We start from the raw sequence: 26,386 nt of genomic DNA on the forward strand, positions 1-26,386 counted from the left end.
CGATGCCTCTTCGCCTTCTCGCGTTCCTGCTCCTGCTGGCGGCCGCGGCGTCGCCGGCCGGTGCCCAGGACGTGCCCGACTGCACCGTCGATGTCGAGGTGTCGCCTGCCCTGGTGCTCGACGTCCGCCAGCGCTGCGGCATCGGCGAGCCGCAACGCTATCGCGTCGACCTGCCCGACCTGCCGCCGTCGCGCGAACTGATCCTGCGTGGGCACAGCGTGCTTGCCACGCTCGGCAGCTGGCTGCGCGCGCCCGAGGGCTACGCCGCGCCGCCGACCATCGACATCAGGGTGAAGACTCCGACCGGCATGGCCTTCGCCGCCGGGCTGCCCCGGGTCGGCGACGCCTCGCGGCTGGCCGGCACGGGCATGCGCTTCGCCGGCTACACCGCGATCGGCCGCTTCGATCTCAGCGAGCTGCCGACCGACCGTGGCGTGCTGCATCTCGCCATCCTCGACGGCATGCCCGAGCGAGCGCGCGCCGCTCTCGTCGACTGGGTGCGCCGCACCGCCGAGGCGCAGGTCAACTGGTGGCGGGGCTTCACGGCGCCCAGCATGTTGATCGGCCTGGTGCCGAGCGCGACCCGGCGCGCCGTCGGCTACGGCCGCACCGTGCCCGGCGGCGGCGCGACGATCATGGTCGAGGTCGGCCGCGAGGTCGATCCGCGCCGCCTGTTCGACGACTGGGTGCTGACGCACGAGCTGGTCCACACCGGCATGCCGTTCATTCGCGGCCGCGCCACCTGGTTCATGGAAGGGGCGGCGACCTACATCGAGCCGATCGTCCGCGCCCGCGCCGGCTGGAAGACCGAGGAGGAGGTGTGGCGCGAGTGGATGGAGCACATGCCGCGCGGCGTGTCGGCCTTCGCTTCGGGCCTGCAACATGCCTCGGGCCAGCAGAACTACTGGGGCGGCGCGATCTTCATGCTGATGGCCGATCTGGCGCTCAGGCGCGAGACCGGCGGCCGGCTCGGCCTCGAGGATTGCCTGGTCGGTGCGTTGCGCGCGGGCCTTACCGCGGACCGTCGCACGGGCCTCGAGGACTATGCCGAGGCCTGCGAGGGCGCCACCGGCACGGTCGGGCTGCGCCATCTGCTCGATCGTCACGTCGCGCGCGGCACGCCGGTCGATCTCGACGCGCTGTGGCGCGAACTCGGCGTGGCGCTCCACGGCGAGCGCGTGGCGTTCGACGAGACGGCGCCGCTCGCCGCGCTGCGCCGGCAGATCGTCTTCGGCACGCGGCCCAATCTGCGGATCAGGCTGCCGTGGGAAACCTGATGTCGATCGGATCATGAAAGGCGCCTGGCTCGAGGATCTGACCTGGCCGGAGGCGAAGGCGCGGTTCGACGCCGATCCGGTCGTGATCGTGCCGGTCGGCGCGGCCGCCAAGGCGCACGGCGCGCACTTGGCCCTCAAGACCGACGCGCTCACGGCCCGCGCGCTCGCGCAGAAGCTGATCGAGCGCCTGCCGGTGATCGCCGCCCCCGTCGTCGGCTTCGGCTTCTATCCCGCCTTCACCGCCTTCGCCGGCAGCCAGCATCTTTCGGCCGCGACCTTCGCCGCGCTGATGCGCGAGCTTATCGCGAACCTGCGCACGCACGGCGTGCGCCGCATCGCCATCCTCAACACCGGCGTCTCGACCGAGAAGCCGATCGACGAGCTCGAGGACGTGCTGGCGCTGCACATGCGCCTGCTCGGCCGGAGCGCCGACGCCCTGATCGAGGCGAAGGAGGGCGGCCACGCCGACGAACGCGAGACCTCGGTGATGCTGGCGCTCGATCCGCGTGGCGTGCGCCTGGACAAGCTTGCGCCGGCCGGCGCGTTCGCCGCGTCGGGCGCGACCGGCGACCCGACCCGCGCCACCGCCTTCAAGGGCGAGCGCCTGCTGGCTGCCCGGGTCGACGACATAGTGGCCGCCCTCCGGTCTCGCTGGCCGGATCTGGGCAACAAAATGGCCGGGTAAGGCGCACGGCGCCGGGCCGGAACCCTGATTTGGTCCCGGCGTTCTGTCCCCCACGGGACGGCTGACGTGAACACTTCCACATTCGAGAGAGCCGCGACGGGGGTTCCCGGGCTCGACGACATCCTGCTGGGCGGTCTCGCGGTCGGACGCCTCTTCCTGCTGGAAGGGGCGCCCGGCACGGGCAAGACCACCATGGCGATGCGATTCCTCGTCGAAGGCGCCCGCGCGGGCGAACGCGGCCTCTACATCACCCTGTCGGAGACCGAGCCGGAGCTGCGCCGCAGCGCCACCGCGTTCGGCTGGGATCTCGCGGGCATCGACGTCTTCGAGGTCATCCCGCCCGAGAGCCTGCTCGACGACGACCAGCAGCAGAGCCTGCTCTATTCCTCCGACCTCGAGCTCGGCGAGACCACGCGGCTGATCTTCGGCCAGTTCGAGAGGTCGAAGGCCATGCGGGTCGTCATCGATTCGCTGTCGGAGATCCGGCTGCTCGCGCAGAACTCGCTGCGCTACCGCCGCCAGGTGCTGGCGCTCAAGCACTATTTCGCGCGCCATGGTGCCACCGTGCTGATGCTCGACGACCTCACCGCCGACAGCAACGACAAGACCGTGCATTCGGTCGCGTCGGGAGTCGTCCGGCTCGAGGAGATGTCGCCCGACTACGGTGCCGAGCGCCGCCGGCTGAGGGTCGTCAAGTACCGCTCGCAGTCGTTCCGCGGCGGCTACCACGACTTCGCCATCCGCGGCGACGGCGCTCACGTCTTCCCGCGCCTGGTCGCCGCCGAGCATCGCCATCGGGTCGCGCGACACCGGGTCGGCTCGGGCCTGTCGAGCTTCGACGCGCTGCTGGGGGGCGGCATCGAGGCGGGTTCGAGCACGCTGCTGCTGGGCCCGGCCGGCGCGGGCAAGAGCCTGCTCACCCTGCAGTTCGTCGCCGAGGCAGTGCGCCGCGGCGAGACCGCCGCCATGTTCATCTTCGACGAGGAGCTCGGCCTGCTGATCGACCGGGTCAAGCCGCTCGGCTACGACCTCGAGGCGATGCAGGCGAGCGGCCGGCTGCGCCTCAGCCAGCTCGACGCCGCCGAGCTGTCGCCCGGCGAGTTCGCCCACCGCGTGCGCGATGCCGTCGCCGCCTCGCAGGCCAAGACCGTCGTGATCGACAGCCTCAACGGCTACCAGGCGTCGATGCCGCACGAGCAATCGCTGATCCTGCACATGCACGAGCTGCTGCAGTACCTCAACCGCCAGGGCGCCTCGACCTTCCTCACCGTAGCCAGCCACGGCCTGATCGGCGACATGCGCACGCCGGTCGAGGTCACCTTCCTCGCCGATTCGGTGATCCTGCTGCGCTACTTCGAGGCGCATGGCTCGGTGCGCCGCGCCATCTCGGTCATCAAGAAGCGCACCGGCCGGCACGAAGACACGATCCGCGAGTTCTGGATCGACGGCGGCCTGCATATCGGCGAGCCGCTGGCCGAGTTCCAGGGCGTGCTGCGCGGCGTGCCGGTGCTGAGCGACGCCGGCCGAGCGGCGCCGGCGCGCGACGGCGGCTGAGTGGACGAGCCCCCGTCCGCGTCCGACCTGCACGCCCTGATCCTGGCACCGCGCGGGCGCGACGCCGCGATCGCGCGCGACCTGCTGGCCCGCGCCGGCGTGGCGAGCCGCGACTGCCGCTCACTGCAGGAGCTGGTGCCGGCGCTGGGCGACGACGTCGCCTGCGTGATGGTGACCGAGGAGGCGGTGCGCACCGCCGACCTGCGGCCGCTCGCCGACTGGATTGCCGCGCAGCCCGCCTGGTCGGACCTGCCGGTGATCCTGGTCACCGACCATGGTGGCGGGCCGGAGCGCAACCCGATCGCCGCGCGTTGGCTCGATGCGCTCGGCAACGTCTCGTTCATCGAGCGGCCGTTCCATCCCACGACCCTGCTGTCGGTGGCGCGCGCGGCGATCAAGGGCCGCCGCCGCCAGCACCAGGCCCGCGACCTGCTCGAGCGGCTGCGCCTGCTCGCCGACCAGCTCGAGCGCCGCGTCGCCGAGCGCACCAGCCAGCTCCAGCACGCCCACGACGAGCTGCTCGCCGAGATCGCCGAACGCGAGCGCACCGAGGACCAACTGCGCCACATGCAGAAGCTCGAATCGATCGGCCAGCTCACCGGCGGCGTGGCGCACGACTTCAACAATTTGCTCACCGCCGTGCTGGGCAACCTCGAGCTGCTGCGCAAGCGCCTGCCGTCCGACCCCGTCGCCGACCGCCTGGTCGACGGCGCCGTGCAGGGCGCCCAGCGCGGCGCCGCGCTCACCCAGCGCCTGCTCGCCTTCGCCCGCCGCCAGGCGCTCGAGCCGAGGCCGGTCGACCTCACCGCCCTGGTGCGCGGCATGGACGAGCTGCTGCGCCGCTCGGTGGGGCCCCGCATCGAGATCCGCCTCGACCTGCCCGACGGCCTGCCGGCGGCGCACGCCGACGACAACCAGATCGAGCTGGCGCTGCTCAATCTCGCGGTCAATGCGCGCGACGCCATGCCCGACGGCGGCACGCTCACCGTCGCGCTCGACCTCGTCGAGGAGCCGACGGCGCCCGACCTCGCATCGGGCGCCTATCTGCGGCTCGCCGTCGTCGACACGGGCACCGGCATGGACGGCGAGACCCTGCGCCGCGCCATCGAGCCGTTCTTCTCGACCAAGGAGATCGGCAAGGGCACCGGTCTCGGCCTGTCGATGATCCACGGCCTCGCCGTGCAGCTCGACGGCGCGCTGAGACTCTCCAGCCGGCCGGGCGAGGGCACGCGCGCCGAGTTGCTGCTGCCGGTCGCCGCCGGGCAGCCGGTCGCGGCGGGGCCGGCCGCGCAGACGACGGCGGCGAGCGGCGGCCGCGCCACCCTGCTCTTCGTCGACGACGATTTCCTGATCAGCCTTAGCACCGTGGCGCTTCTCGAGGATCTCGGCCACACCGTGATCCAGGCCAACTCGGGCGCGCGCGCGCTCGAGGTGCTGAGGAGCGACCGCGCCGTCGACCTCCTGATCACCGACTACGCCATGCCCGGCATGACCGGCGCGCAGCTCGCCGAGGAGGCGCGCCGGCTGCGGCCCGGCCTGCCGATCCTGCTCGCCACCGGCTACGCCGACCTGCCGTCCGGCGGTGTCGCGCTCGATCTGCCGCGACTCACCAAGCCCTACGTGCAGAGCCAGCTCGCCGAGCGCATCGCCGCACTGATCGACTGACGCGGGCGGCGGCGCGCCCGTGACGTGAAGGGCGGCACCCCGCTGCAGAAACTGCAGGAACTGCAGAAACTGTACAAGAGTTTCGCAAACCGTGCGTTTTGGACCAAATTTTCCGGCGTTGGAGGGTCTGGCACACTGGCGGAAATTCCCCGGTGACCTTCTTGCCTCTGGCGTTCACCTCCTCCGTCCGCGATTGAATAAATATACGTACACTAATTATACGATTTCCAGACAAGGCTGTCCAGCCCGTTGCGAGGCTCTACGCTGCCGCCATGGGCTGGACCCTCCTTCGCCCACGGCCACGAGCATGTGAGCGCGGCGCGCCAACTCGAATCGGGCAAGCATCACAGGCTGCGGCGACACTGCAAGAAGCGGTCACCGGAGGCGCTGCTGCAATTTGATTCGATGCGATTCACGGAACGAATGCGGTAGAGAATCGATTCAAGCGCACCGGGTGATGCGCGAGGGAAGGGGCGACATGTTCAGGATGGGAACAACGGCGACGCACCGGTCGATCGGCGCGATCGCGATGGCATGCATCGCGTGGTCGATGGGCGGAACCGCAGCGGCACAGGAGACGATCCGGTTTGGCGCCGCCCTGTCGCTCAGCGGCCGCCTGGCCACGGAAGGAAAGCTGGTCCGCGAGGGCTACGACTTCTTCGTCAAGCACATCAACGATCGAGGCGGGATCCCGGTCGGCGGCAAGACCTACAAGGTGTCGATCGTCTACTACGACGACGAGAGCAACACCAACACCTCGGTCAAGCTCTACGAGAAGCTGATCTCCGAGGATGGCGTCAAGTTCCTCCTCGGGCCCTACGGCAGCTCCGCGACCATCGCCGTCAGCACCGTGGTCGAGCAACACAAGCTTCCCATGGTGGTCGCGCACGGGGCGGCCACGACGATCTACAATCGCGGCTACAAGTACACGTTCGGCGTTCTCAACTCGGTCGACCACTACACGCGCAACATCGTCAAACTCTCGTCCGAGCAGACTCCACCCCTCAAGCGGGTGGCCCTGATCAACGAGAATCAGCTGTTTCCCCAGCTCGGCATCGACGGCGCCGCGCAACAGGCCAAGGAGTTCGGCCTGGAGGTCGTGTTCAAGGAGAAGTATGCGTCGGGCACCAAGGACCTCTCCTCCGAACTGGAGAAGATGAAGGCGACGAGACCGGATCTCGTCATCGCCGGCGGATACACCGACGACATGATCCTGCTGGCGCGGCAGATTAAGCAGGTCGGACTGAAGCCCAGGCTGGTCGGGTTCCTGTTGGGGCCGACACTGCCCGGGTTCATCCGCGCCCTCGGCTCCGACGCCGAGAACATGCTCGAGCCGGTCCAATGGACGCCCGGCATGCCGTGGAAGGACAGTCTGTTCGGCTGGACGGCGCGGGAATATGCCGACCTGTTCCAGAAGCAGTACGGCCACGCGCCGGACTATCATCCGCCGCAGTCGACGGCGGCCCTGGAAGTCTACTATCACGCCTTCCAGAAGGCAGGCAGCCTCGATCCCCAGAAAGTGCGCGATGCCGTCGCCGCGACGGACATCATGACGGCATACGGGCCCATCCGCTTCAACGCCAACGGCCAGAACGTCGCCAAGTCGATGTCGGTCGTGCAGATCCAGAACGGCAAGCCCGTGGTGGTCTATCCGCTCGACGCCGCCGAGGCGAAGCTCCGCCTCGCACCCTAGTCGGCGACGGCGGGTCGCGACGATGGAGTTGATCGCGCAGGTCGTCCTCAACGGAATCCTGCTGGGCGGCCTCTATGCCTGCATGGCTATGGGATTTTCCATCGTCTGGGGCGTCATGAACCTGATCAACCTGGCCTACGGCAGCATGATCATGCTGGGGGCCTATGTGACCTGGCTGCTCGCCACCCAGCTCGGCCTCTCCCCCCTGGTCTCGTGGCCCTTCGCCGGGTTGGCGCTCTTCGTCTTCGCCTATTTCCTGCAGCGGCTGCTCATCAACCGCCTGGTCAGGATCTCGATCTTCATGACGCTGATCTTCACCTTCGGGCTCAACATGGTCCTGATCAATGTCAACCTTCTCGCCTTTTCCGCCGATGTGCGCTCGCTGCCGCAGACGTTCGGCAGCGCGACGTTTTCCTTCTTCGGGCTCACCCTGCCGGTGGGACGTGGCGTGGTCTTCATGATGGCCCTGGGAATGACCCTGGCGCTGCACGTGCTGCTCAATCACTCGCGGGTGGGCAACGCCATCAAGGCCACCAGCTTCGATCCCCTTGCCGCGCGGCTCTCCGGGATCGACATCCAGCGGACCTATGCGATCACCTTCGCCATCGGCGGTGCGATCGCGGGAATCACGGGCGCGCTGATCGCCACGACCTATTCGTTCTCCCCCGTGTCCGGCGAGATCTACACGATGAAGTCGTTCGTCGTGGTGATCCTGGGCGGACTGGGCAGCGTTCCCGGCGCCATCGCCGGCGGCATGCTCCTCGGCATCGTCGAGAACCTCGCCTCCCTGTTCCTGGATTCGGGCTACCGCGACGCCGTCGGCTTCGGCCTGCTGCTGCTGGTCCTCATCGTGCGACGGCAGGGCCTCCTCGGAAAACGGTTCTTCGCCGAGGTCAAGATGTGAGGGCCGCCGTGAACTGGGCTTCACCGACCGTCAGAACGCTCGTCCTGGCCGCCGCGCTGGTGGCGGTTCTCGCCGTCCTGCCGCAGTTCCTGTCGCTCTACTGGCTGCGCATCGCGACCGGTGCCCTGATGCTCGCCGTCGTCGCGCAGGGCATCAACCTGATGGCGGGCATGCTGGGCTACCCGGCATTCGGCAACGTGGTGTTCTTCGGCATCGGCGCCTACGGCACGACGATCTCCATGGCCTCCCACGGCCAATCGCTCGCGGTCGGCCTGCTCGCGGGCGCCCTGGCCGCCGCGGTGCTCGCGCTGCTGATGGGCCCGCTACTGCTCAGATTGCGCGGGCACTATTTCGCGATCGCCACACTCGGCCTCAACGAGGCGACTTCGGCGGTCGTCGCCAACCTGACCGGGCTTACCGGCGGCGGCACCGGCATGTCGCTGCCCCTGGCACAGGGCGATGCGGCCGCGATCGCGCATGCGTCCTATTTCCGCTTCGTCCTTCTGTTCGCCGCGAGCCTCGCCGTCGTCGTGGCGCTGCGGGACAGTCGCTTCGGCCTGGCGTGCCGGGCGATCCGCGCCAACGAGGAAGCCGCCGCGTCGGCCGGCGTCGACGCGCTGCGGGTCAAGACCGCGACATGGATCATGAGCGCGGCGATGACCGCGGTGGCCGGCGGCCTCTATGCACGCTGGGTCGGCTTCATCGAGCCGACCCTGGTGTTCGACATGAGCATTTCGGTGAAGGCCTTCGTGATGTTCCTCCTGGGCGGTGCGGGCACCGTCTTCGGCCCGTTCGTGGGGGCGGCCCTGATCGAGACGATCACAACGCTGGCGTGGAGCCATCTTCTCAAGGTCCATCTTCTGGTGCTGGGGGCGGCGATCATGTTCGTCGTGCTGGTGCTGCCCAACGGCCTGCAGGCCTTCGTCCTCGATCGGCTGCGGCTCATGCGACTGTGGCGCCGGGAAGCCTCCTGATGCTCGAGGTCCGCGCCCTGGCGGCCGGCTACGGCTCGCTGCGCGTCCTGCGGAACGTCGATCTCGCGGTGGGCCGGCAGGAGTGGGTTGCGGTTCTCGGACCCGTCGGCGCGGGCAAGACGACGTTGCTTGGGGCGATTGCCGGCATCGTCGCCACCATGGAGGGGGAGGTGGCGCTCGACGGAGCGGACGTGCGCGGCATGCCGGCGGAAGGACGGGTGCATGGAGGGCTGGCGCTGGTGCCCGAGGGGCGGCGACTGTTCGCCGGCATGTCGGTGCGGGAAAATCTGCTCGCCGGCGCTCACACCGTGCGCGATCCGGCGCGGCGGCAGCGAAGTATGGCACGGATCTTCGACCTTTTTCCCGAACTGGCGGCGCGCGCCGGCCAGATAGCGGGTACGCTGAGCGGCGGAGAACAGCAGATGTGCGCGATCGGCCGCGCGATGATGTCGGAACCCCGGATATTGCTGATCGACGAGGTTTCGCTCGGCCTCGCGCCGCTGGTGGTCGAACGGCTGTTCGCGGCGCTGTCCGAGGTTCGGCGCGCGGGAACGGCCTTGATGATAGTCGAGCAGAACGTCGATCTTGCCCTCGCCCATGCCGACCGCGCCTATGTGTTGCGCGATGGCCGAGTGGCGCTCGCCGGGGCGGCGCGCGAGCTGCGCAACAATCCCGATCTCGACCGCCTGTTCCTGGGGCACTGATCGTGGCCGTCGCCGACTTCTCGCGCCTCTTCTCGCCGCGTTCGATTGCCGTCGTCGGTGCGTCGGCCGATACGGCAAAGCTCGGCGGCCAGGTCGTGGCGCGGCTGGCGGCGACCTTCGACGGAGCGCTGTTTCCCGTGAACCCGGCGCACCGACAGATTGCCGGCCGCGCGGCCATCCCCTCGCTGGCCGACTTGCCGCAACCGGTCGACCTGGCTGTGGCGTTGGCGCCGGGCGCGGCGCTCGTCGACGAACTCGAGCGCTGCCCAGCCGGAAGACTAGCCTTCGTGGCGGCGATTCCCAGCGGCTTCGGCGAGGTCGGAGGTGACGGGCCGGCCCTGCAGGCGCGGCTCGCCGCCGCCGCCCGCGCCATCGGCGCGCGATTGGTCGGCCCCAATTCGGTCGGCCTGTTCAACGGCACGACCCGGCTGAACGCCTCGATCATTCCGCTGCTGACGCCCGCCCGCTCGCGTGGTCTGGGACTCGTCACCCAAAGCGGCGGCTTCGGCATGGCCGCGGCGATGTACGCCGCCGACAACGGGCTCCCGGTCGCACGCTTCTGCGACGTCGGCAACAGCGCCGACATCGGCGCGGCCGAACTTCTCGATCACCTGACGCAGGACGAGGACACGGCGGTGATCGGCGCGTACATCGAATCGGCACGAGACCCGGCCGCGTTCGCCGCAGCGCTTGCCCGCGCCAACGAGCGCAAGCCGACCCTGCTCTGCCTGCTCGGCAAGAGTGCGGCCGGCCGGCGGGCCTCGCAGGCGCATCTCGGCATCGCGCCCGCACCCGCCGCATTGCGGGTGGCGCTTCCCCGGTCGGTGCTGGAAGTCGATACCGGTCTCGACCTGCTGCACGCGGCCAAGGCGCTGCTGTCGGCGCCGCCGGTGACGGGAAACCGGTTGGCCGTGGTGACGGGAACCGGCGGCATCGGGACGGAACTGAGCGATCTTGCCAGCGAGCGCGGCCTCGTCGTGCCGGCCTTCTCGGCGCCTCTCGCGCGGACGCTCGCCGCACGGCTGCCGCCCTATGCGGCGACCGGCAACCCGGTCGACCTGACGCCGGTGTGGCGGGACTATCCGCGCCTCTATCCGGCGATCCTGGCCGACATCGCTGCCTCGGGCGAGGCCGACATGGCGATCGTGTCGATCACCGACGTGCCGACCACCGTGCCGGACCTGGCCGCGGCGCTGGCACGGTCGGCACCGCAGCTGCGCCGCCTGCCGCTGATCGCCTATTGGGGCTCGCGGGACTGCGACCTTGCCGCCATGTCGACCCTGCAGACCGCCGGCATCCCGTGCTACCGATCGACCCGTGAGACCGCGGATGCGGCTGCCGTCATATGGAGGGGAGCGCGTGCTTCTCGAGGTGACTGACGTCTGCGTGACCTTCGGCGGCGTCCGCGCGCTCGACGCACTTTCGTTCGCGGTCGACGAGGGCGAGATCGTCGGACTCGTCGGACCCAACGGCGCCGGCAAGTCGACGCTCGTCGGGGTCGTCTCCGGTGCGTTGCGCGCCGATTCCGGCCGCGTGCGCTTCGGCGGGCGCGACGTGACCCGGCTCGGCCCGCATCGCATCGCGGCGCTCGGCCTGGCGCGCACCTTCCAGACGGTGCAACCCTTCCTCGGCCTGACGACGCGCGAATGCGCCGTGCTCGGCGCGACGTTCGGCAGCGCGGACGGGCGGCGCACGCGGCTGCGCGAGGCGGCGCTCAGCGCCGACGAAGCCCTGGCGTTCGTCGGGCTGACGCCTCAGGCAGCGATGCCGGCCGAGCAACTCAATGCGGCGCAGCGTCGGCTGCTCGAGATCGCGCGCGTGCTGGCGGCGCGGCCGCGTCTCATCCTGCTCGACGAGGTCCTGTCGGGACTCAACACCGCCGAGCTCGAGCGCGGCATCGAACTGGTGCGCGCCCTGCGCCGGCGCGGGATCGCCGTGTTGTTGATCGAGCACATCGTGCGCGCCATCGCCGGCCTCGCCGACCGTGTCGTCGTGATCGATCGCGGGGCCAAGATCGCCGAGGGGCCGGTGTCCTCCGTCCTCGCCGACCGGCGCGCGCTGTCGGCCTATTTCGGCGTGCCGCGCGGACAGAGCGTGCCATGAAGCGCATGCGCTGGTGGCCGGCGGCGAAACGGCTCGCGGCGCCGCTCGGGACGCTCGAATGCGACATCCTGCTCGAACGCCCGCTCGAGCAGCCGCTGCCGGCCCCGGTACCATCGCTCGAGGTGACGCTGCGCCAGGCGGGCGAGGCCGATCTCGACCTCGTCTGCGCGCACTACGCCGAGGATCCGTGGCTGTTCCTCGGTGAGGGACGCGACGAGCGCGGCCGACGCGAGTCGGGGCGATCCGCCTATCTCGACCGGCTGCGCCGCGGGGAGCGCTGCTTCATCGCCATGCATGGCGGCGAGATCGCGCACCTCAATTGGGTGTGCTTCGGCTGGGGCGATGCCGTGCCGGGCCATCCCATCCGGCTGCGCGAGGGCGAGGCCTATACGACCGATGCGCTGACGCCGCCGGCCTTCCGCGGCCGCGGCCTCCATGCCTTCGTGCTTCACGCCATGCTCGAGCACGCGCGCTCGCGCGGCGTGCGGCGCGCCTTCACGCTCGCCAACCTCGACCGCGCCGGCAGTCACGGCGGACTGGCGACGCTGGGCTGGCGCGAATGCGGCCGCGTGATCCATCTGACGCGCCGCGGCCGCTCCGTGCCGTGGATCGTGGCGCGGCGGGGCTTCGTCGAACCGCTGTTCCGCGCGGAGCGGATCGATGCCTGAGTGGACGTGGCTCCGTCCGCCGGCGATGCCGCTCGATCTCGACGGGCCCGCCACGCCGTTCCGCCCCTTCGACGCGACGTGGGTGGAGCGGCCGGGGATCGAACTCTTCGCCGCGGCTGCCGAGGCCTTCGCCGACCGCGTCGCCTGCGAGGACGGCACCGGCCGACTGACTTTCGGCGAGATCTGGCGCGCCTGCCGCCATCTCGCCGCCGAGATCGAGGCGCGGGTACCGCCGGGCCAGGCGGTCGGTGTTCTTCTGCCCAACGAGGCGGCCTATCCCGTGGCCGTTCTCGCCTGCCTCGCGGCGGGGCGCACCTGCGTCATGATCGATCGCCATCATCCGCCGGAGCGCGTCGGCGCCATCGTGCATGACGCCGGCCTCGGCGCGGCGATCGTACGACAGGGCGACATCGATGGTGGCCTCCTGCTGCCTGCCGGAACGGGTGTGATCGCCATCGATCCGGCCCTGGCGGGCGACGGGCTGGTCGCCGATCGTGGGCCGGCGGCGGGTCGACTCGGCGCCGGCGACCCGGCCTTCGTGGTCTACACCTCCGGCAGCACCGGCCGGCCCAAGGGCATCGCGCTGTCGCAGCGCGCCGTGCTGCATCGAGCGCTGGAACTGGTCAACGCAGTCCATCTCGCGCCCGAAGACAGGGTGCTCTCGCTCGCCTCGCCCAGCACGATCGGCGGACTGCAGCAGATCTTCGAGGTCATGTTGTCGGGCGCCAGCCTGGTGAAGCTCGACCTGCAGCAGCTCGGGCTGGGCGCGGTCATGCGCGCCATCGAGCAGCGGCGGCTGACCATGATGTTCTCCACGCCCGCGGTGTGGCGCAGCGTCAGCCGCCTGGCCGAGGCGCGCCGGGCTCTGGCCAGCCTGCGCTGTGTCCAGACATCGGGCGACGCGCTGCTGGCGATCGATCTCGAGCGCATGCGCGCGGTGTTGCCGGCGGGCTGCAGGATCCTCTCCGTCTACGGCGCCACCGAGGCACCGGCGCTGATTCAGTGGTTCGTCCCGGACGATGCGCCGGTGGACGCGGCGCGCGTGCCCGCGGGCTACGCGCTCGACGGCTTCGATTTCGCCGTACTCGCCGAAGACGGACATCCCGTGTCGCGTGGCGAGGCCGGCGAACTGGTCGTGCGCAGCCGGTTCATGTCGGCCGGCATCTGGCGGACGGGCGCGCTGCACCCCGGCCCGTTCGAGGCCGATCCGGCCGGCAGCGACATGCCGGTCTATCGTACCGGCGATCTCGTGCGCTGGCGGTCCGACGGGCTGTTCGTGACGCTCGGCCGGCGCGACCGCCAGGTGAAGGTGCTCGGCAACCGGGTCGAACTGGCCGAGATCGAAACGGGGATCCGGCGCGTGCCGGGCGTCGCCGAGGCCGCGGTGGTCGCACGCCGCGGCGAGGGTGAGGCGCGTCTGCTGGCGTTCGTCGTCGCCGAGCCCGGCGTATCGCACGACTTGGCCGAAGCGGTGCGTGCGCATCTTGCCGCCACCCTTCCGGGCTACATGCGGCCGTCGGCGATCCGGCTGCTGCCGGAATTGCCGCTGCTGCCGGGGCGCAAGGTCGACGAGGAGGCGCTGCTGGCGCTCGCCGGAGGAGGGCGCGACGTTGCCGCCGCCGGCGCCGACGCCGAGGTTTCGCCGGGTGCCAGCCGGCGCGCGGTCGAGATGGTCGACGCGGCGTGGCGCTGGGCCATCGGTCGGCCGCCGCGGCCCGGACGCCGTTTCGAGGAGGCCGGTGGAGACTCGCTGCGGTTGCTGCATTTCGTCTTCGAGCTCGAACGGCTCGCCGGCCGTGCCTTGCCGATCGAACGTTTCGCGCTCGACAAGACGGGCGCCGAGCTCGCCCGGGAGCTCGATCTCTGCCGCGCCTCCGACGAGGAGATGCCGGCCTCGGATCGGCCCGTGCTCTTTCTCTTTCCGCCAGCCGGCGGCGGCGACGTCTTCCTCGCCGAGTTCCGTGCGCTCTGCCTGCAGCGCTTTGCGGTCCGGCAGGTCGCCTATCCGGACCTCGCCACGCTCGCGGACGAGACGACTACTTTCGAGACGATCGCCGCCCATACCGCGGGCCAGGTCGAGCGCTTGCGGCCCACCGGGCCGCTGCTGCTGATCGGCTATTCCGACGGTGGCCACGTCGCCTGGGAGGCGGCGCGGCAGCTTGCCGGGCGCGGCCGCGACGTGCGCTTCGTGATCGCCCTCGACACCGACACGACCGGCATCGACTACGACGGCGTGCCCGTCGCCGCCGTCGCGCCGCGCCGTCCCGGCGATGCCGTGGCGCGCTGGCTGCGCGGCCTGCGGCGGCGCGACTGGCCGCGCCTTGTGCAGGTTCTGCTGTCGGCGCGCTTCTTCGCCCGTCCGCTCGGACGAAGGCTGGTCCGCGCCGCCGCCATCAGCCGGCTGCCGCTGCCGCGCGGGCTTGCCTTCGTCGCGCGGCTGCAATCGACCGTGCGGCTGTTCAGCGACCTGCGCGCGCGATGGTTCGATGCCGGCGGCCGCGCGCGCGCCGACCTGCCGGTCGTGCTGTTCCGCTCGCAGGTGCCGCGGCCCGGCACGCCCGAAGATCTCGGCTGGGGCGCACGCACTGGACGGCTCACGATCGTGGCCGTACCTGGCGACCATTCGACCATGCTGACCGGCGAGGCCGGTGCGGCCCTTCGCGAGCGCATCGCCGCGCTGATCGACTGACGCGGGTGGCGGAAAAGCAACTACCCTTGGATGGGCGATGTCCAGCGCGTCGCGAGGCCCTACACTGCCGCCATGGCCGGACCCTCCTTCGCCCACGACAGCGACCGGCTCGCCCGCGACTACGAGCAGGTGAGCGCGGCGCGCCAGTTCGAATCGGGCAAGCGGCTGGTGATGGCGCTCGCCGTCGCCGACGGCGGACAGGTGCTCGATGTCGGCTGCGGCACCGGCCAGCTCGCCGGCCACGTCGCGGGGCTGGTCGGCCCGCGCGGCCGCGTGCTCGGCATCGATCCTCTCGTCGCGCGCATCGAGCTGGCGCGGCAACGCCTCGGCCAGGACCCACCGGCCAACCTCGCCTTCGAGGTCGGCGACGCCAACGATCTCGCCGCGCTGGCGCCGGCGAGCTTCGACGTCGTGCTGCTCAACGCGGTGTTCCACTGGCTGCCCGACAAGCGCCGGCCGCTCGCCGAGTTCGCCCGCGTGCTGCGGCCGGGCGGACGCCTCGGCCTCTCGACCCGGCCGCCCGCGCCGCCGACCCTGCTGCAGCGCATCCGCAACCAGGTGCTGGCCGAGCCGCCGTTCGCGGCGCATCCCGGCCGGCGCGGCGACGCGCTGTTCCGGATCGGTCCCGACGAGACGCGCGCGCTGCTCGAGGAGGCGGGTTTCGGCGCGATCGAAATCGCGCTCGAGCCTGTGGAGCAGCACTTCGACGATGCCGCCGCCGCCATCCGCTTCTCCGAGGCGAGCTCGTTCGGCAACTTCCTCGGCCATCTGCCGGACGACCTGCGCGATCGCGCACGCGCGGAGATCGGCCGCCGCCTCGACGCGGCGCGCGCCGGCCATCCGATCCTGCGTGACGGCCAGCGCATGGTGGTGACGGCGGCGAGGGTTTGAATGTCTATTGCGCGATGCCGGGGAACAACGCGCGAGGACGCCGCCCGTCTTGACCTGGGTCAAGGCCGCCCGTCGGGAGCCGGAGCGGTTGCCTTCCTCGGTCTGGCCTGCAGCGAACCCCTGACGACGCCCGGTCCGGATCCGAAGACCGGTTCGACGGCGTCGATGGTTTCCTGGCACGATGGCCGACAGGCGATTGCCATCGCCTGCAACGAGCCGGCCGGGTGTCAGCGGCGCGCGCAGGCCATGTGCCCTGCGGGCTATGCGGTTCTCGCCGAGGGAAACATGCCGGTGGCGTTCGGCACGACCCACTCCTCGCCGGACAGGACCGCCTCGACGACGATCCCGTGCAACTGACTGCGCGGGGGACAGGGCCGGTCCTGTCCACCGGCTGGCTCGACGATTTCCTCGAACGCACGCTCCATCCGAGGTTGCCCGAGCTGCGCAACAGCGACGGCGACGGGATCGCGTTCACGACGGTGCGCTATCCTCTGAAGAAGGGCTGCGACCGCGCGGCACTCGAACGCGCCTTGACGGCCATTCCGGGCTTCGACCGGGCGGACGACGGCGTCTGGAACTGGCACGTGCCTGCCGCGCAGGGAACGGCCGCGGCGGTGCCTGCGGGCGTTCAGACCTTCTCTTCGACTTTTGCGGACGGTTCGGTGTCGATGGGCCACGTCGAGCTGATGGCCGACACGCTCGAGTTGGAGGCCAACTCGCCGCAGCGCGCTCAGAAGGGACGGGCGCTGCTCGAACCCATCGTCGAGGCGTTCGTCGGCGAGCCGGCCGTGGAGACGAGAACGGTGACGGAGATGATGGCGTCCCGGCCGGCGGACGAGAAGCCGGCCGCCCTCCCGTCGTCCGGTCTGCCGCCGGCGGAAGAGCGCGCGCTCGTCCAGTCCGCTATCGACCGCCACTATCGCGGACTGCTCGACCAGCCGGTGCCGATGCTCGGCAATGTGAGCCTGCGCCGGGCCGCGAGGACGAAGAAGGGCCGCGAGAAACTGGTCGAATGGCTCAAGCTCCTCGAGAACGGAAATGCGCGGCAGGCGGCGGATTCGCCGATGGCCGGCTACGACATCGGCTGGATGTGGGACGACCTGGGGATCGGCGACTTGCGGCGGTGACCGGCCGGCCACCGCTCAGCGCGCGATGCCGAGGCTGCCGGGCCGATCCTCCCGCGCCGCAAGAGGACGTCGCTCAAGGTCGCCGGGAAGAATCCATATTCGGTGGGCATTTCGGTAGGGGCTGAGGCCGGATATGCCCCTAACAAGATCGCGTTCGAGAAAAGTGGGCCCCGCTCACTCCAGCCGCACGTCCATGCTGTAGCGGGCCCGGCCGCGCGTGCTTTCGATCACGATCAGGTAGATGCCGGACGCCGGCAGCTTGCCGGTCCAGCGCGTGGCGTCGACGCCGGGCGTGGTGCCGTCGTACAGCGCCTCGCCGCCGAACGTGAGGGCACCGTCGGCGCCGCGGCCGAGGGCGGTGTCGGGCGGGTGGATGCGGAACGTGGCGTTGCCGTTGGGCGCCGTCAGCCGCACGGTCAGGAATTGGCCCTCCTCGGCCTCGAGCGAGAAGAGATCGGGGTTGCCGCGCTCGACGTGGCCGCCGACCCAGCCGCGCGCCGAGCCGGTCGCGAAGTGGATCGGCCTGGGCGTCGGCACCGGCTGGGCCGCCATCGCCTCCGCCGCGGCGAGCGCCGCCAGCAGGAGCAGCAGCGAGCGTCCCATCTTCCTCATCCTGCGGAGCGGCCGAAGGCCGCGTCTCGAAGGATGGGCAGCAGAAAAGATACTCGTTCCCATCCTTCGAGACGGGCGCTGCGCGCCCTCCTCAGGATGAGGATTCATCATCACCTCACTCCACCGCGTCGGTCGCGAAATCCGCCGGCATGGTGATCTCGAGCACCTCGAAATCGTCCGAATGGGCGATCTCCTTGTGCTTGATTCCGGGCGGCTGGTAGACGGTCGAGCCGGCGACCAGTTTGTGCTCGCCATAGCCCTCGTAGTCGAAGATCGCCCAGCCCTTCAGCACGTAGACGAACTGGAAGTCGAGCGTGTGGGTGTGGCGCGGCGCGTCGGCGTGCTTGCCGGGCACGGCGCGAATGACGTGCGCGCCCACCCTGCCGTCGGTCAGCGCCTCGATGCCGAGCTTGCGGTATTCGAAGAACGGCCGCAGCCCGTCCGGCTTGAAGGAGTCGGGGCCGAGATAGTTGACGATCGGCAGCTCGCCCTTGCTCGCTTTCTCGACCGCCTGCTTGCCGGCGGCTTCCTTGGTGGTGGGGAACAGGTCGTCGGGCATCGGGAGGCCTCCTTGCAATTCAGTTGCCGCAGCGCCGCATCGTCGGAGACGGCGTGCCACTTTCCGTCAGTCTGCCTTCCTTGATGTACTGAACGCCACTGCTGGTGACGGAACTCAGCGTGCGGAAGCGGCCACGCGACACTTCGGCGACTATGTCTATGTGCGCGACGGCAGAGGTGCCGTAGTTTGGATGATCGTTGCGAAGTCGTATCCGCAACGTCGTGGTCGTCAGTCGTTCCGCGCTGTCGACGGCGTCTTCGAGCGGGGGCTGGTCTCCACCCCGGTCCAGTCCGAGGCGCGCGCGGCCGTCCGGCAGGACATAGTAGGTGCCGTGCCAGTTGAGTTCACTGGGCCGCTCGGCGCAATTCATCGCCCAGGTTCCCAGCACGCCATAACTCCTCAGCACCACCGCGATCGACTCGGCGCGCGCATCCGCAGCGATCAGGACGAACATCAAGGCCAATGCCGGTCGACCCATGGGGCTCATGCGGCGACAACGCGGTCCGGCATGATATTCCTCCTCCTGACGTCGCCCCGTCGGTGCAGCTCAAGGGCCCTTCGCGTGCGCGGGCCTTCAAGAGAAGCCCTTCGACCGCGTCCGCCATGCTCGGGACAACGAGATACCGAGAATCAACGCGCGATCTTGGCTTTTCTTCTCAATACACGGGGCCTAGAATGCCTCGCTTTCCCGCCTTTTGGCACCTGGAAAGCACATGGCGCATATCCGTTTGAATACCCACCCCTCGCAGGGCGGCCGCATGGCTCCCCCGGTGATCTGGGGTGCGCGCGATCCGCAGCAGAGGGGTCCCGTCGTCGGCACAGTGGCCGATCCGGCCCGGCGCAACGCCATCGGCGTGCATTCGGGCAGCTACGGCGTCTATCGCGCGCTCGCCATCGCCGCCCAGGAGCTGAAGCGCGACCATCGGCCGGATTTCACCAATACCGCGCCGGCCGAGCCGATTGGCCCGTTCGAGAGCTGGTTCGATGCGAAGAAGATCGTGTCGCTCGATCCGTGGGGCCACATGGTCGCCGATGTCTTTGCCGACAAGCTGGCGGCCGGTTGGGACATCCGCCCGACCATCGCCGTCACCAAGGCGCATGTCGGCCTGCCCGAGACCAGGGACGCGATCGCGGCCGGGCGGCTCAGGCCCGACAACGACATCCTCTCCTCGTCGGGCGACGTCAGGGTCACCAAGGCGGCGGTCGAGCCGGTGTGGTGGCTGCCGGGCATCGCCGAGCGTTTTGGCGTCAAGGAGAGCGAGCTGCGGCGCGTGCTGTTCGAGCAGACGGGCGGCATGTACACCGAACTGGTAACGCGGCCCGACCTCGAACTGTTCCTGCCGCCGATCGGCGGCTCGACGGTCTATTTCTTCGGCGACGTGGCGAAGCTCGGCAAGGCGGAGACGAGGATCGCCTGTCGCCTCCACGACGAGTGCAACGGCTCCGACGTGTTCGGCTCCGACATCTGCACCTGCCGGCCCTACCTCGCGCACGGCATCGAGATCTGCATCGAGATGGCGCAGCAGGGCGGGGTCGGCGTGGTCGTCTACAACCGCAAGGAAGGGCGCGCGCTGGGCGAGGTCACCAAGTTCCTGGTCTACAACGCGCGCAAGCGCCAGCCGGGAGGCGATTCGGCGGCACAGTACTTCAATCGCACGGAGTGCGTGGCGGGCGTTCAGGACATGCGTTTCCAGGAGCTGATGCCCGACGTGTTCCATTGGCTCGGCATCGCCCGCATCGACCGCTTCGCCTCGATGAGCAACATGAAGAGCGACGCCTTGCGCGAGCAGGGCATCGAGATCGTCGAGCAGGTGCCAATCCCCGACGAGCTGATCCCGGCGGACGCGCTGGTGGAGATGGATGCCAAGAAGGCCGCCGGCTACTTCAGCCCGGTCAAGCCGCTCGTCGCCGACCTCGTCAAGGCCAAGGGCCGTGGCCTCGAGGACTAGCTACGGGCAGCGGCGGGCGAACGGCACCGGACTGCCGCCATTGGTGAACACGCCGTCGCGGATCAGGACCTGGTTGGTGTCGACGAGCGTGGACTGCACGACGCGCATGCCCTGGGCGGTGAACTCCAGGGTTTCAACGGTGCACCGGCCGTTCTGGTCGCGCCAGTTGGTGCGGTCGTGGCGCGTGCGGATGCGCAGCGTGCCGGCCGTCAACGGCTCGGCGCCTTCCAGCGCATGCTCGTACAGGCCATCGGCGCCGCCATCGAAGCGGCGGCGCAACTGGCCGTCGGCGCCGGCGAACCAGATCGTGTACCAGTTGCCCTGGCTGCGCGGCGTGGCGCAGTCGGACGACCACGTGCCGAGCAGGCCTTATTTCTGCGCGACGACGAGCTGCGACTGGGCCATCGCGGGCAGCGACAACAGCACGATGAGCAGTATCCAGCGAAGCATCGACGTCTCCTTCGGGCCGACCGATCTTCCCAGCGCCGGCCGGGCGGTTCAACGATGAAGGAGCTGATGAGTGCTTCGGCCGTGCGCGCCAAGGCGGGCGAGATCCTCAAGTTCGTCGAGGACGGGCGTTCGGCCTGGTTCGCGCTCGATCCCAATGGGCTGGAAGCGGCGGTTCAGGCGACGCTCGAGGTGACGCGGCGGCGCTTTCCCAACCCGGCCAGGATCCCGTTTCATTCGCGCTGGCGACATTTCGAGGCAGGCGGGCGCGACCGCTGGGCGGCGCTGGCGGCGCGGCTCACGCATCTGCCGCGCGAGGAGGTGGCGCGCCGGCGCGTCGATCTCGCCATGGTCTCGGTGCTGCTCGATGCCGGCGCCGGTCCCGCCTGGAGCTATCGCGAGCCCGATACGGGCGACACCTACGCGCGCTCGGAAGGCCTGGGCGTGGCGAGCCTGGACATGTTCGCGGCGGGCGCATTCAGCGCCGATCCCGAGAGCGATCCCTTGCGGGTCGATGCCGGGCGGTTGGCGGCGCTGACACCGCTCGACATCGCCATGGGCTTCCAGGTGAAGGCGCACAATCCGCTGCTCGGGCTGGAGGGCCGCACCGAGCTGCTGCGCAAGCTCGGCAACACCGGCCTCGCGCGGCCCGGCGCGCTGCTCAATCTCCTGGCCGTCGGCGGCGCGGTGAAGGCCGAGGCGATCCTGGCGGCGATCCTCGACCATCTCTCCCCGATCTGGCCCAACCCACGCGGCGACGTGTGGGACCACCCGGCGATCGGCGCCGTGCCGTTCCACAAGCTCTCGCAATGGATGTCCTACTCGCTGGTCGAGCCGCTGCAAGGCGCGGGGCTCGAGGTCGTCGCCCTCGATGCGCTGACCGGCCTGCCGGAATATCGCAACGGCGGGCTGCTGGTCGATGCGGGCGCGCTCCGGCCCAAGCAGTCGGCGCTGCTGACCGACATCTTCGCGCCGGGCGACGAGCCGATCGTCGAATGGCGCGCGCTCACCGTGGCCCTGCTCGACCGCATCGCCCGGCAGGTCCGGCTGCATCTCGGGCTCGACGCCGAACGCCTGCCGCTGGTCAAGGTGCTGGAGGCCGGCACCTGGTTCGCCGGCCGCATCCTCGCCAGCCAGCGCCGCGAGGACGGCGGTCCGCCGATCAGGGTGGAGAGCGACGGCACGGTGTTCTGAGGAAATCCGGAGGGGGAGAAGAATGATGTCACTGCCGCATTCGATCCACGTCGTGACGCACCCGCTGGTGCAGCACAAGCTCACCAAGCTGCGCGACAGGCAGACGTCGAGCGCCAATTTCCGCCGGCTGCTGCGCGAGATCGGCCTGCTGCTGGGCTACGACGCCACGCGCGACCTGCCGCTGGTGACGACGCGCATCGAGACGCCGATCGAGGGCATGGAGGCGCCGCTGCTCGAAGGCAAGAAGCTGGTCGTCGTGCCGATCCTGCGCGCCGGCCTCGGCCTCGCCGAGGGCATCATCGACCTGGTGCCGCTCGCCAGGGTCGGTCATGTCGGGCTGTACCGCGATCCCAAGACGCTGCAGGCCGTCGAGTACTACTTCAAGATGCCGGCCGACATCGCCGACCGCGACGTCATCGTCTGCGATCCCATGCTGGCGACGGCGCATTCGGCGATCGCCGCGGTCGACCGCATGAAGGAGGTCGGCGCGAAGCGGATCAAGTTCATCTGCATCCTGGGTTCCGAGCAGGGCGCACGCGCCTTCGCCGAGGTCCATCCCGACGTGCCGGTGTTCGCCGCCGCCGTCGATGCGAAACTCAACGATCACGGGTATATTGTGCCCGGCCTCGGTGACGCGGGCGACCGCCTGTTCGGCACCAAATAGGGGGAAATGCCATGACGCCCGATCTCGAATATCTGCTGTTTTCGGTGATTCTGTGCTTCGTCCAGATGCTGGCGGCGGCGTCGCTCGCCAACCAGCAGGTCGGCCTCACGACGCTGGCTGGCAACCGCGAGGGCCTGGGCGAACTGGCCGGTGCGGCCGGCCGCGCCAAGCGCGCGCACCAGAACATGGTCGAGAACCTGGTGCTGTTCGCCGCGCTGGTGCTGATCGCCGCCGCCGCCGGCAAGGCCAACGCCGCGACGGCGCTGGGCGCCACGATCTTCTTCTGGGCGCGGCTCGCCTATGCGATCGTCTACCTGATCGGCGTGCCCTGGCTGCGCACCGTGCTGTGGTTCGTGTCGGTGATCGGCATGATCCTGATCGCGCTGCAGCTGCTGTAGCGCGGGCGTTCCGTCAGTCGCGGCCGGGATCCTCGCTCCGCGAGGTGTCGTTGCCGCTCGACGAGGTGATGAACAGCAGCGACACGACGGGCCTGGGTTCCTGGCGATGCCAGCGGCCCTTCGGCACGACGAAGACCGCGCCGGGCGACAGCGTCGTCATGTGGGGGCCGTCGTCGAGCAGCACGGTGACCTCGACCGCGCCGTCGAGCACCTGCAGCAGCTCGTCGTCGGGATGGCGCTCCCATGGCGTCAGGCCGGAGAATCGGATGGCGCCGACCATGCACTGGTTGAACGTGCCGAGGATGCGCACCGCCGCCATCGCCTCGGCCCCGGTCGTGGCGTCGGTAACCTCGAGCTCGGGCAGGCCGGCGAGGGCGGTGGAGATGTCACTGGCGAGCATGGCGGCTCCTTTCCAAGTCGACAGGCTACCACACTGCGAACGATTCGCATCCTGCGGCCTGCCCGTCAATCCGCGCTTTCGCAGTCGATGCAGAGAAAGAGTCGTGTCACGCCGCTGCCTTCGACCGGCGGCGACCGATGCAGGACGGCGCGGTCGCCGGCGAGGGGCACGCCCTTGAAGAGCGCGACGGAGTAAGGCGCGACCTCGTTGAGCGGACCGGCGTAGCGCCGCTGGGCGCGGCTGGCGCGGCGTGCTTCGCCGAGCGGAGGCCATTGCGTACCGGGCCCGCGATAGGTCGCGTTCAGCCTCAGTCCGACGTGATCGCGGTGGAAGCGCCAGCAGGAATCGTGGTCGACGGCCTCGAGCCGGACCTCGATGGCGGCGGCGCGCGCGATCGCGGCGAACCGCTCGACCAGGGCGACGACGTCGTCGATCAGCAGCCGTCGGCGCGGATCGTGCAGGCCGACGAGATGGCAGAGTGTCTCGAGGTGGGACGGGGCCTGGTCGGGCGCGCAGACGAAACGGCCCTCCGGCAGCCGTTCCGCCGGCACCGCGTCGAGCCAGTCGGCGAAGCCGGCGGGACGCCGCCGGCGCCAGATGGCGAGCGCGACGTCGGGATCGCGAACCTCGGCGAGGATTTCGGCGGCGGATCCCTCGACCACTCGCGCGGTGCCCGCCGGCGTCAGGGCGCCTCGCATGCGGCGAAGCGCCAGCGCAACTCCATGTCGTCGAGATCGCGGCCGATCAGCACGAACTTCGAGGCGCGCAGCTCGTCGAGCCGCCAGGGCCGGCCCCGCCCGGCGTCCATCAGCATGTGGACGCCCTGGAAGACGTAGCGCTCCTCGCTGCCGGCGAAATCGAGAATGCCCTTGCAGCGCAGGATGTCGGCGCCGCGGCGGCGCAGGAGGTCGGAGATCCAGTCCATGAACTTGCCGGCATCGAGCGGGCGGTCGGTGTGCAGCGACACGCTGCGGATGTCGTCGTCGTGCTCGTGGGTCGCATCGGTGAGGAAGTCCGGCTCGATCGCGAGGATGCGATCGAGGTCGAAGCTGCCCCGATCGAGCAGCTCCCCGATCTCGACGCCGCAGTGCCGGGTGCGGCGGATACTCGCCATCGGGTTCATCGCCCGGATGCGGGCCTCGACGCGGTCCAGTTCCTCCGGCGACACCAGGTCGATCTTGTTGAGGAGCACGATGTCGGCGAAGGCGATCTGCTCGGCGGCCTCGTGGCTGTCGTCGAGGCGCAGCAGGAGATGGCGCGCATCGGCGACGGTGACGATGGCGTCGAGCCTGGTGCGACGGCGCACGTCGTCGTCGACGAAGAAGGTCTGCGCCACCGGGGCAGGATCGGCCAGCCCCGTGGTCTCGATCAGGATGCCGTCGAACTTCTGCTTGCGCTTCATCAGCCCTTCGATGATGCGGATCAGGTCGCCGCGCACGGTGCAGCAGATGCAGCCGTTGTTCATCTCGAAGACTTCCTCGTCGGCGTTGACCACGAGGTCGTTGTCGACGCCGAGCTCGCCGAACTCGTTGACGATGACGGCGTACTTCTTGCCATGCTGCGCGCTCAGGATGCGGTTGAGCAGGGTGGTCTTGCCGGCGCCGAGATAGCCGGTCAGGACGGTCACCGGGACGGGGTCAGACATGCCTCGCCTCCTCGCCGCCGGCGCTCGCGGCCGCCGGCTCGACGCGGCGGACCTGTCGCTCCCGGCGGATGGCGTCGATGCTCGCGCCCAACGCATGTTCGAGCCGGTGCAACAGGCGCTGCGCTGCGCCGCTGCCTCGACCGGCGGCCTGACGCAGCAGCGGGATGACGACGGTGGCTTCATGTCGGCTCAGTCGGGGCATGCCTCGGCGTTCCTCCTTCATATATGGGAATGTTATAATATAACATTTCTTAATTCAAGCCAGACTGTCTCCTGGTTCGACGCCGCGCTATAGCCGGTCGCATAAATCAGGAGTACCCGATGGACACCGTGATGCCGCAAACCAGCGGCGAGATCGCCGACTGGATCTCGACCGCCGCCCTTCACCTCGAACAGAAGGTCATCGCCTGGCGCCGCGACATCCATCAGAACCCCGAGCTCGGCTATCACGAGACGCGCACGGCGGCGCTTGCCGCCGGGCACCTGCGCCAGCTCGGCTACGAGGTCCGCACCGGCGTCGGCGACACCGGCGTGGTCGGCGTGCTGAAGGGCGGCAAGCCGGGCGGCGTCGTGGCGCTGCGCGCCGACATGGACGCGCTGCCGGTGGAGGAGCGCGTCGACCTTCCCTTCGCGTCGAAAGCCAAGGCGATGTGGCAGGGCAAGATGACGCCGGTCATGCATGCCTGCGGCCACGATTGCCACGTTGCCATCCTGATGGGCGTGGCCGAGATCCTGGCCAAGTACCGCGCCGAGCTGACCGGCACCGTGGTGCTGCTGTTCCAGCCCAACGAGGAAGGCTACGAGGGCCGGCCGAGCGGCGCTCAGGCGATGATCGACGACGGCGCGCTCGCTGATCCCGCCCCGTCGGCGGTGTTCGGCCTGCACGTCACCTCACACCAGGCCTCGGGCCAGATCGCGCTACGGCCGGGTGGGTTGATGGCGAGCGCCGACCGCCTGCGCATCAACGTCGACGGCCGCCAGACCCATGCCTCGATGCCGTGGCGTGGCGTCGATCCGGTGGTCATCTCGGCGCAGATCATCCTCGCGCTGCAGACGGTGGTGACGCGGCAGATCGACACGACGGCGTCGCCCGCCGTGCTCTCCATCTCGACCATCCATGGCGGCGTGCGCAGCAACATCCTGCCCGACGACGTGGTGATGGAGGGCACCCTGCGCGTGCACGACGAGGGGGTGCGCGCCGAGATCAAGCAGCGCATCGCCCGCACCGCCGCGACCATCGCCGAGGCGGGCGGCGGCACGGCGGCGCTCGACATCGGCGAGGGCGTGCCGGTGACCTACAACGATCCGGCGCTGACGCAGTGGGGCACTCGCAGCCTGGGCGACGGCGTCGGCGCGGCGCGCATCCGGGAATGCCCGCCGGTGATGGGTGCGGAGGACTTCTCCATCCTCGCCCAGCAGGTGCCGGGCATGTTCTTCTTCCTCGGCATCACGCCGCCCGGCGAGGACCCGCATCACGCGCCGGCCAACCACTCGCCGCTATTCCATGTCGACGAGGACGCGCTGAAGTACGGCGTGCGTGCGCTCGCCTACCTCGCCATCGACTACCTGCGGCGCAGCTGACGT

General features: G+C 69.9%; 29 protein-coding genes. 20 read left to right on the forward strand and 9 right to left on the reverse strand.

Annotated features, from left to right (window positions below; all coding sequences use genetic code 11):
- Window positions 1-2: 2 nt before the first annotated feature.
- The 13 genes from KIT25_04340 (at window position 3) to KIT25_04400 (ending at window position 15,807) form a co-directional block, all read left to right on the forward strand.
- Window positions 3-1,277: a hypothetical protein gene (locus KIT25_04340; GenBank protein UYN96184.1), complete on the forward strand. Its 1,275-nt coding sequence runs from the start codon at window positions 3-5 to the stop codon at window positions 1,275-1,277.
- 13 nt (window positions 1,278-1,290) lie between these two features.
- Window positions 1,291-1,962 carry a creatininase family protein gene (locus KIT25_04345; GenBank protein ID UYN96185.1) on the forward strand — a complete coding sequence of 224 codons (672 nt, stop codon included), beginning with the start codon at window positions 1,291-1,293 and terminating at the stop codon, window positions 1,960-1,962.
- Between the two features lie 66 nt (window positions 1,963-2,028).
- Window positions 2,029-3,516 (forward strand): circadian clock protein KaiC, encoded by a 1,488-nt coding sequence (locus KIT25_04350; protein UYN96186.1) that lies wholly within the window; start codon window positions 2,029-2,031, stop codon window positions 3,514-3,516.
- A gap of 27 nt (window positions 3,517-3,543) precedes the next feature.
- Complete coding sequence (locus KIT25_04355) at window positions 3,544-5,181, forward strand: response regulator (GenBank protein UYN97815.1); 1,638 nt, start codon at window positions 3,544-3,546, stop codon at window positions 5,179-5,181.
- Between the two features lie 478 nt (window positions 5,182-5,659).
- Window positions 5,660-6,874 (forward strand): amino acid ABC transporter substrate-binding protein, encoded by a 1,215-nt coding sequence (locus tag KIT25_04360; protein UYN96187.1) that lies wholly within the window; start codon window positions 5,660-5,662, stop codon window positions 6,872-6,874.
- Between the two features lie 22 nt (window positions 6,875-6,896).
- Window positions 6,897-7,778: a branched-chain amino acid ABC transporter permease gene (locus tag KIT25_04365; GenBank protein ID UYN96188.1), complete on the forward strand. Its 882-nt coding sequence runs from the start codon at window positions 6,897-6,899 to the stop codon at window positions 7,776-7,778.
- Window positions 7,779-7,786: 8 nt separating this feature from the next.
- Window positions 7,787-8,752: a branched-chain amino acid ABC transporter permease gene (locus KIT25_04370; GenBank protein UYN96189.1), complete on the forward strand. Its 966-nt coding sequence runs from the start codon at window positions 7,787-7,789 to the stop codon at window positions 8,750-8,752.
- Window positions 8,752-9,456, forward strand: coding sequence for an ABC transporter ATP-binding protein (locus KIT25_04375; GenBank protein UYN96190.1), 705 nt, complete (start codon window positions 8,752-8,754; stop codon window positions 9,454-9,456). Before KIT25_04370 ends, KIT25_04375 begins: the two co-directional genes overlap by 1 nt.
- Before the next feature lie 2 nt (window positions 9,457-9,458).
- Complete coding sequence (locus KIT25_04380) at window positions 9,459-10,835, forward strand: CoA-binding protein (protein UYN96191.1); 1,377 nt, start codon at window positions 9,459-9,461, stop codon at window positions 10,833-10,835.
- Entirely contained in the window at window positions 10,816-11,559 is a 744-nt protein-coding gene (locus KIT25_04385) for an ABC transporter ATP-binding protein (GenBank protein UYN96192.1), read from the forward strand. The genes KIT25_04380 and KIT25_04385 overlap by 20 nt, the downstream gene beginning before the upstream one ends.
- Window positions 11,556-12,227, forward strand: a complete 672-nt coding sequence (locus KIT25_04390; GenBank protein UYN96193.1) for a hypothetical protein — start codon at window positions 11,556-11,558, stop codon at window positions 12,225-12,227. The genes KIT25_04385 and KIT25_04390 overlap by 4 nt, the downstream gene beginning before the upstream one ends.
- Window positions 12,220-14,916 carry an AMP-binding protein gene (locus KIT25_04395; protein UYN96194.1) on the forward strand — a complete coding sequence of 899 codons (2,697 nt, stop codon included), beginning with the start codon at window positions 12,220-12,222 and terminating at the stop codon, window positions 14,914-14,916. Before KIT25_04390 ends, KIT25_04395 begins: the two co-directional genes overlap by 8 nt.
- 72 nt (window positions 14,917-14,988) lie before the next feature.
- Window positions 14,989-15,807, forward strand: coding sequence for a class I SAM-dependent methyltransferase (locus KIT25_04400; GenBank protein ID UYN96195.1), 819 nt, complete (start codon window positions 14,989-14,991; stop codon window positions 15,805-15,807).
- Between the two features lie 260 nt (window positions 15,808-16,067).
- On the opposite strand, the gene KIT25_04405 is transcribed toward KIT25_04400, so the two are convergent.
- Window positions 16,068-16,232, reverse strand: a complete 165-nt coding sequence (locus KIT25_04405; GenBank protein UYN96196.1) for a hypothetical protein — start codon at window positions 16,230-16,232, stop codon at window positions 16,068-16,070.
- A gap of 6 nt (window positions 16,233-16,238) precedes the next feature.
- Between KIT25_04405 and KIT25_04410 the strand changes: the two genes are divergently transcribed.
- Window positions 16,239-16,934 (forward strand): hypothetical protein, encoded by a 696-nt coding sequence (locus tag KIT25_04410; protein UYN96197.1) that lies wholly within the window; start codon window positions 16,239-16,241, stop codon window positions 16,932-16,934.
- Window positions 16,935-17,108: 174 nt separating this feature from the next.
- Here KIT25_04410 and KIT25_04415 read toward each other — a convergent pair whose 3' ends face one another.
- The 3 genes from KIT25_04415 to KIT25_04425 form a co-directional block, all read right to left on the reverse strand.
- Window positions 17,109-17,537: a hypothetical protein gene (locus tag KIT25_04415; protein ID UYN96198.1), complete on the reverse strand. Its 429-nt coding sequence runs from the start codon at window positions 17,535-17,537 to the stop codon at window positions 17,109-17,111.
- A 124-nt stretch (window positions 17,538-17,661) separates the two neighbouring features.
- Complete coding sequence (locus KIT25_04420) at window positions 17,662-18,105, reverse strand: cupin domain-containing protein (GenBank protein UYN96199.1); 444 nt, start codon at window positions 18,103-18,105, stop codon at window positions 17,662-17,664.
- A 19-nt stretch (window positions 18,106-18,124) separates the two neighbouring features.
- A complete protein-coding gene (locus KIT25_04425; GenBank protein UYN96200.1) occupies window positions 18,125-18,559 on the reverse strand; it encodes a hypothetical protein in 435 nt (144 codons plus the stop codon).
- 259 nt (window positions 18,560-18,818) lie between these two features.
- Here KIT25_04425 and KIT25_04430 point away from each other — a divergent pair, with 259 nt between their 5' ends.
- Window positions 18,819-20,054 carry a GTP cyclohydrolase II gene (locus KIT25_04430; protein ID UYN96201.1) on the forward strand — a complete coding sequence of 412 codons (1,236 nt, stop codon included), beginning with the start codon at window positions 18,819-18,821 and terminating at the stop codon, window positions 20,052-20,054.
- Here KIT25_04430 and KIT25_04435 read toward each other — a convergent pair whose 3' ends face one another.
- Complete coding sequence (locus KIT25_04435) at window positions 20,055-20,333, reverse strand: hypothetical protein (protein UYN96202.1); 279 nt, start codon at window positions 20,331-20,333, stop codon at window positions 20,055-20,057.
- A 28-nt stretch (window positions 20,334-20,361) separates the two neighbouring features.
- Between KIT25_04435 and KIT25_04440 the strand changes: the two genes are divergently transcribed.
- Genes KIT25_04440 through KIT25_04455 form a run of 4 tightly spaced genes read left to right on the forward strand, consistent with a single transcriptional unit; the run spans window position 20,362 to window position 22,757 of the window.
- The gene (locus tag KIT25_04440) at window positions 20,362-20,562 is read left to right on the forward strand and encodes a hypothetical protein (GenBank protein UYN96203.1); all 201 of its coding nucleotides are present in this window, start codon (window positions 20,362-20,364) and stop codon (window positions 20,560-20,562) included.
- Window positions 20,559-21,695 (forward strand): URC4/urg3 family protein, encoded by a 1,137-nt coding sequence (locus KIT25_04445; GenBank protein ID UYN96204.1) that lies wholly within the window; start codon window positions 20,559-20,561, stop codon window positions 21,693-21,695. Before KIT25_04440 ends, KIT25_04445 begins: the two co-directional genes overlap by 4 nt.
- Before the next feature lie 22 nt (window positions 21,696-21,717).
- A complete protein-coding gene (gene upp / locus KIT25_04450) occupies window positions 21,718-22,359 on the forward strand; it encodes a uracil phosphoribosyltransferase (protein ID UYN96205.1) in 642 nt (213 codons plus the stop codon).
- Between the two features lie 11 nt (window positions 22,360-22,370).
- Window positions 22,371-22,757 carry an MAPEG family protein gene (locus KIT25_04455; protein UYN96206.1) on the forward strand — a complete coding sequence of 129 codons (387 nt, stop codon included), beginning with the start codon at window positions 22,371-22,373 and terminating at the stop codon, window positions 22,755-22,757.
- 13 nt (window positions 22,758-22,770) lie between these two features.
- Here the strand turns inward: KIT25_04455 and KIT25_04460 are convergent, their stop codons facing one another.
- The 4 genes from KIT25_04460 to KIT25_04475 form a co-directional block, all read right to left on the reverse strand.
- Window positions 22,771-23,157 carry a cupin domain-containing protein gene (locus KIT25_04460; GenBank protein ID UYN96207.1) on the reverse strand — a complete coding sequence of 129 codons (387 nt, stop codon included), beginning with the start codon at window positions 23,155-23,157 and terminating at the stop codon, window positions 22,771-22,773.
- Between the two features lie 65 nt (window positions 23,158-23,222).
- The gene (locus tag KIT25_04465; GenBank protein UYN96208.1) at window positions 23,223-23,855 is read right to left on the reverse strand and encodes a DUF1826 domain-containing protein; all 633 of its coding nucleotides are present in this window, start codon (window positions 23,853-23,855) and stop codon (window positions 23,223-23,225) included.
- Window positions 23,840-24,802: a GTP-binding protein gene (locus KIT25_04470; GenBank protein UYN96209.1), complete on the reverse strand. Its 963-nt coding sequence runs from the start codon at window positions 24,800-24,802 to the stop codon at window positions 23,840-23,842. The genes KIT25_04465 and KIT25_04470 overlap by 16 nt, the downstream gene beginning before the upstream one ends.
- On the reverse strand, window positions 24,795-25,004 hold the full coding sequence (locus KIT25_04475; GenBank protein ID UYN96210.1) for a hypothetical protein: 210 nt from the start codon (window positions 25,002-25,004) through the stop codon (window positions 24,795-24,797). The genes KIT25_04470 and KIT25_04475 overlap by 8 nt, the downstream gene beginning before the upstream one ends.
- A 119-nt stretch (window positions 25,005-25,123) precedes the next feature.
- Between KIT25_04475 and KIT25_04480 the strand changes: the two genes are divergently transcribed.
- Window positions 25,124-26,383 carry an amidohydrolase gene (locus tag KIT25_04480; GenBank protein UYN96211.1) on the forward strand — a complete coding sequence of 420 codons (1,260 nt, stop codon included), beginning with the start codon at window positions 25,124-25,126 and terminating at the stop codon, window positions 26,381-26,383.
- Window positions 26,384-26,386: the final 3 nt, after the last annotated feature.

The sequence above is a fragment of the Enhydrobacter sp. genome, from assembly GCA_025808875.1.
In the GTDB taxonomy this organism is placed as follows: Bacteria; Pseudomonadota; Alphaproteobacteria; order Reyranellales; family Reyranellaceae; genus Reyranella.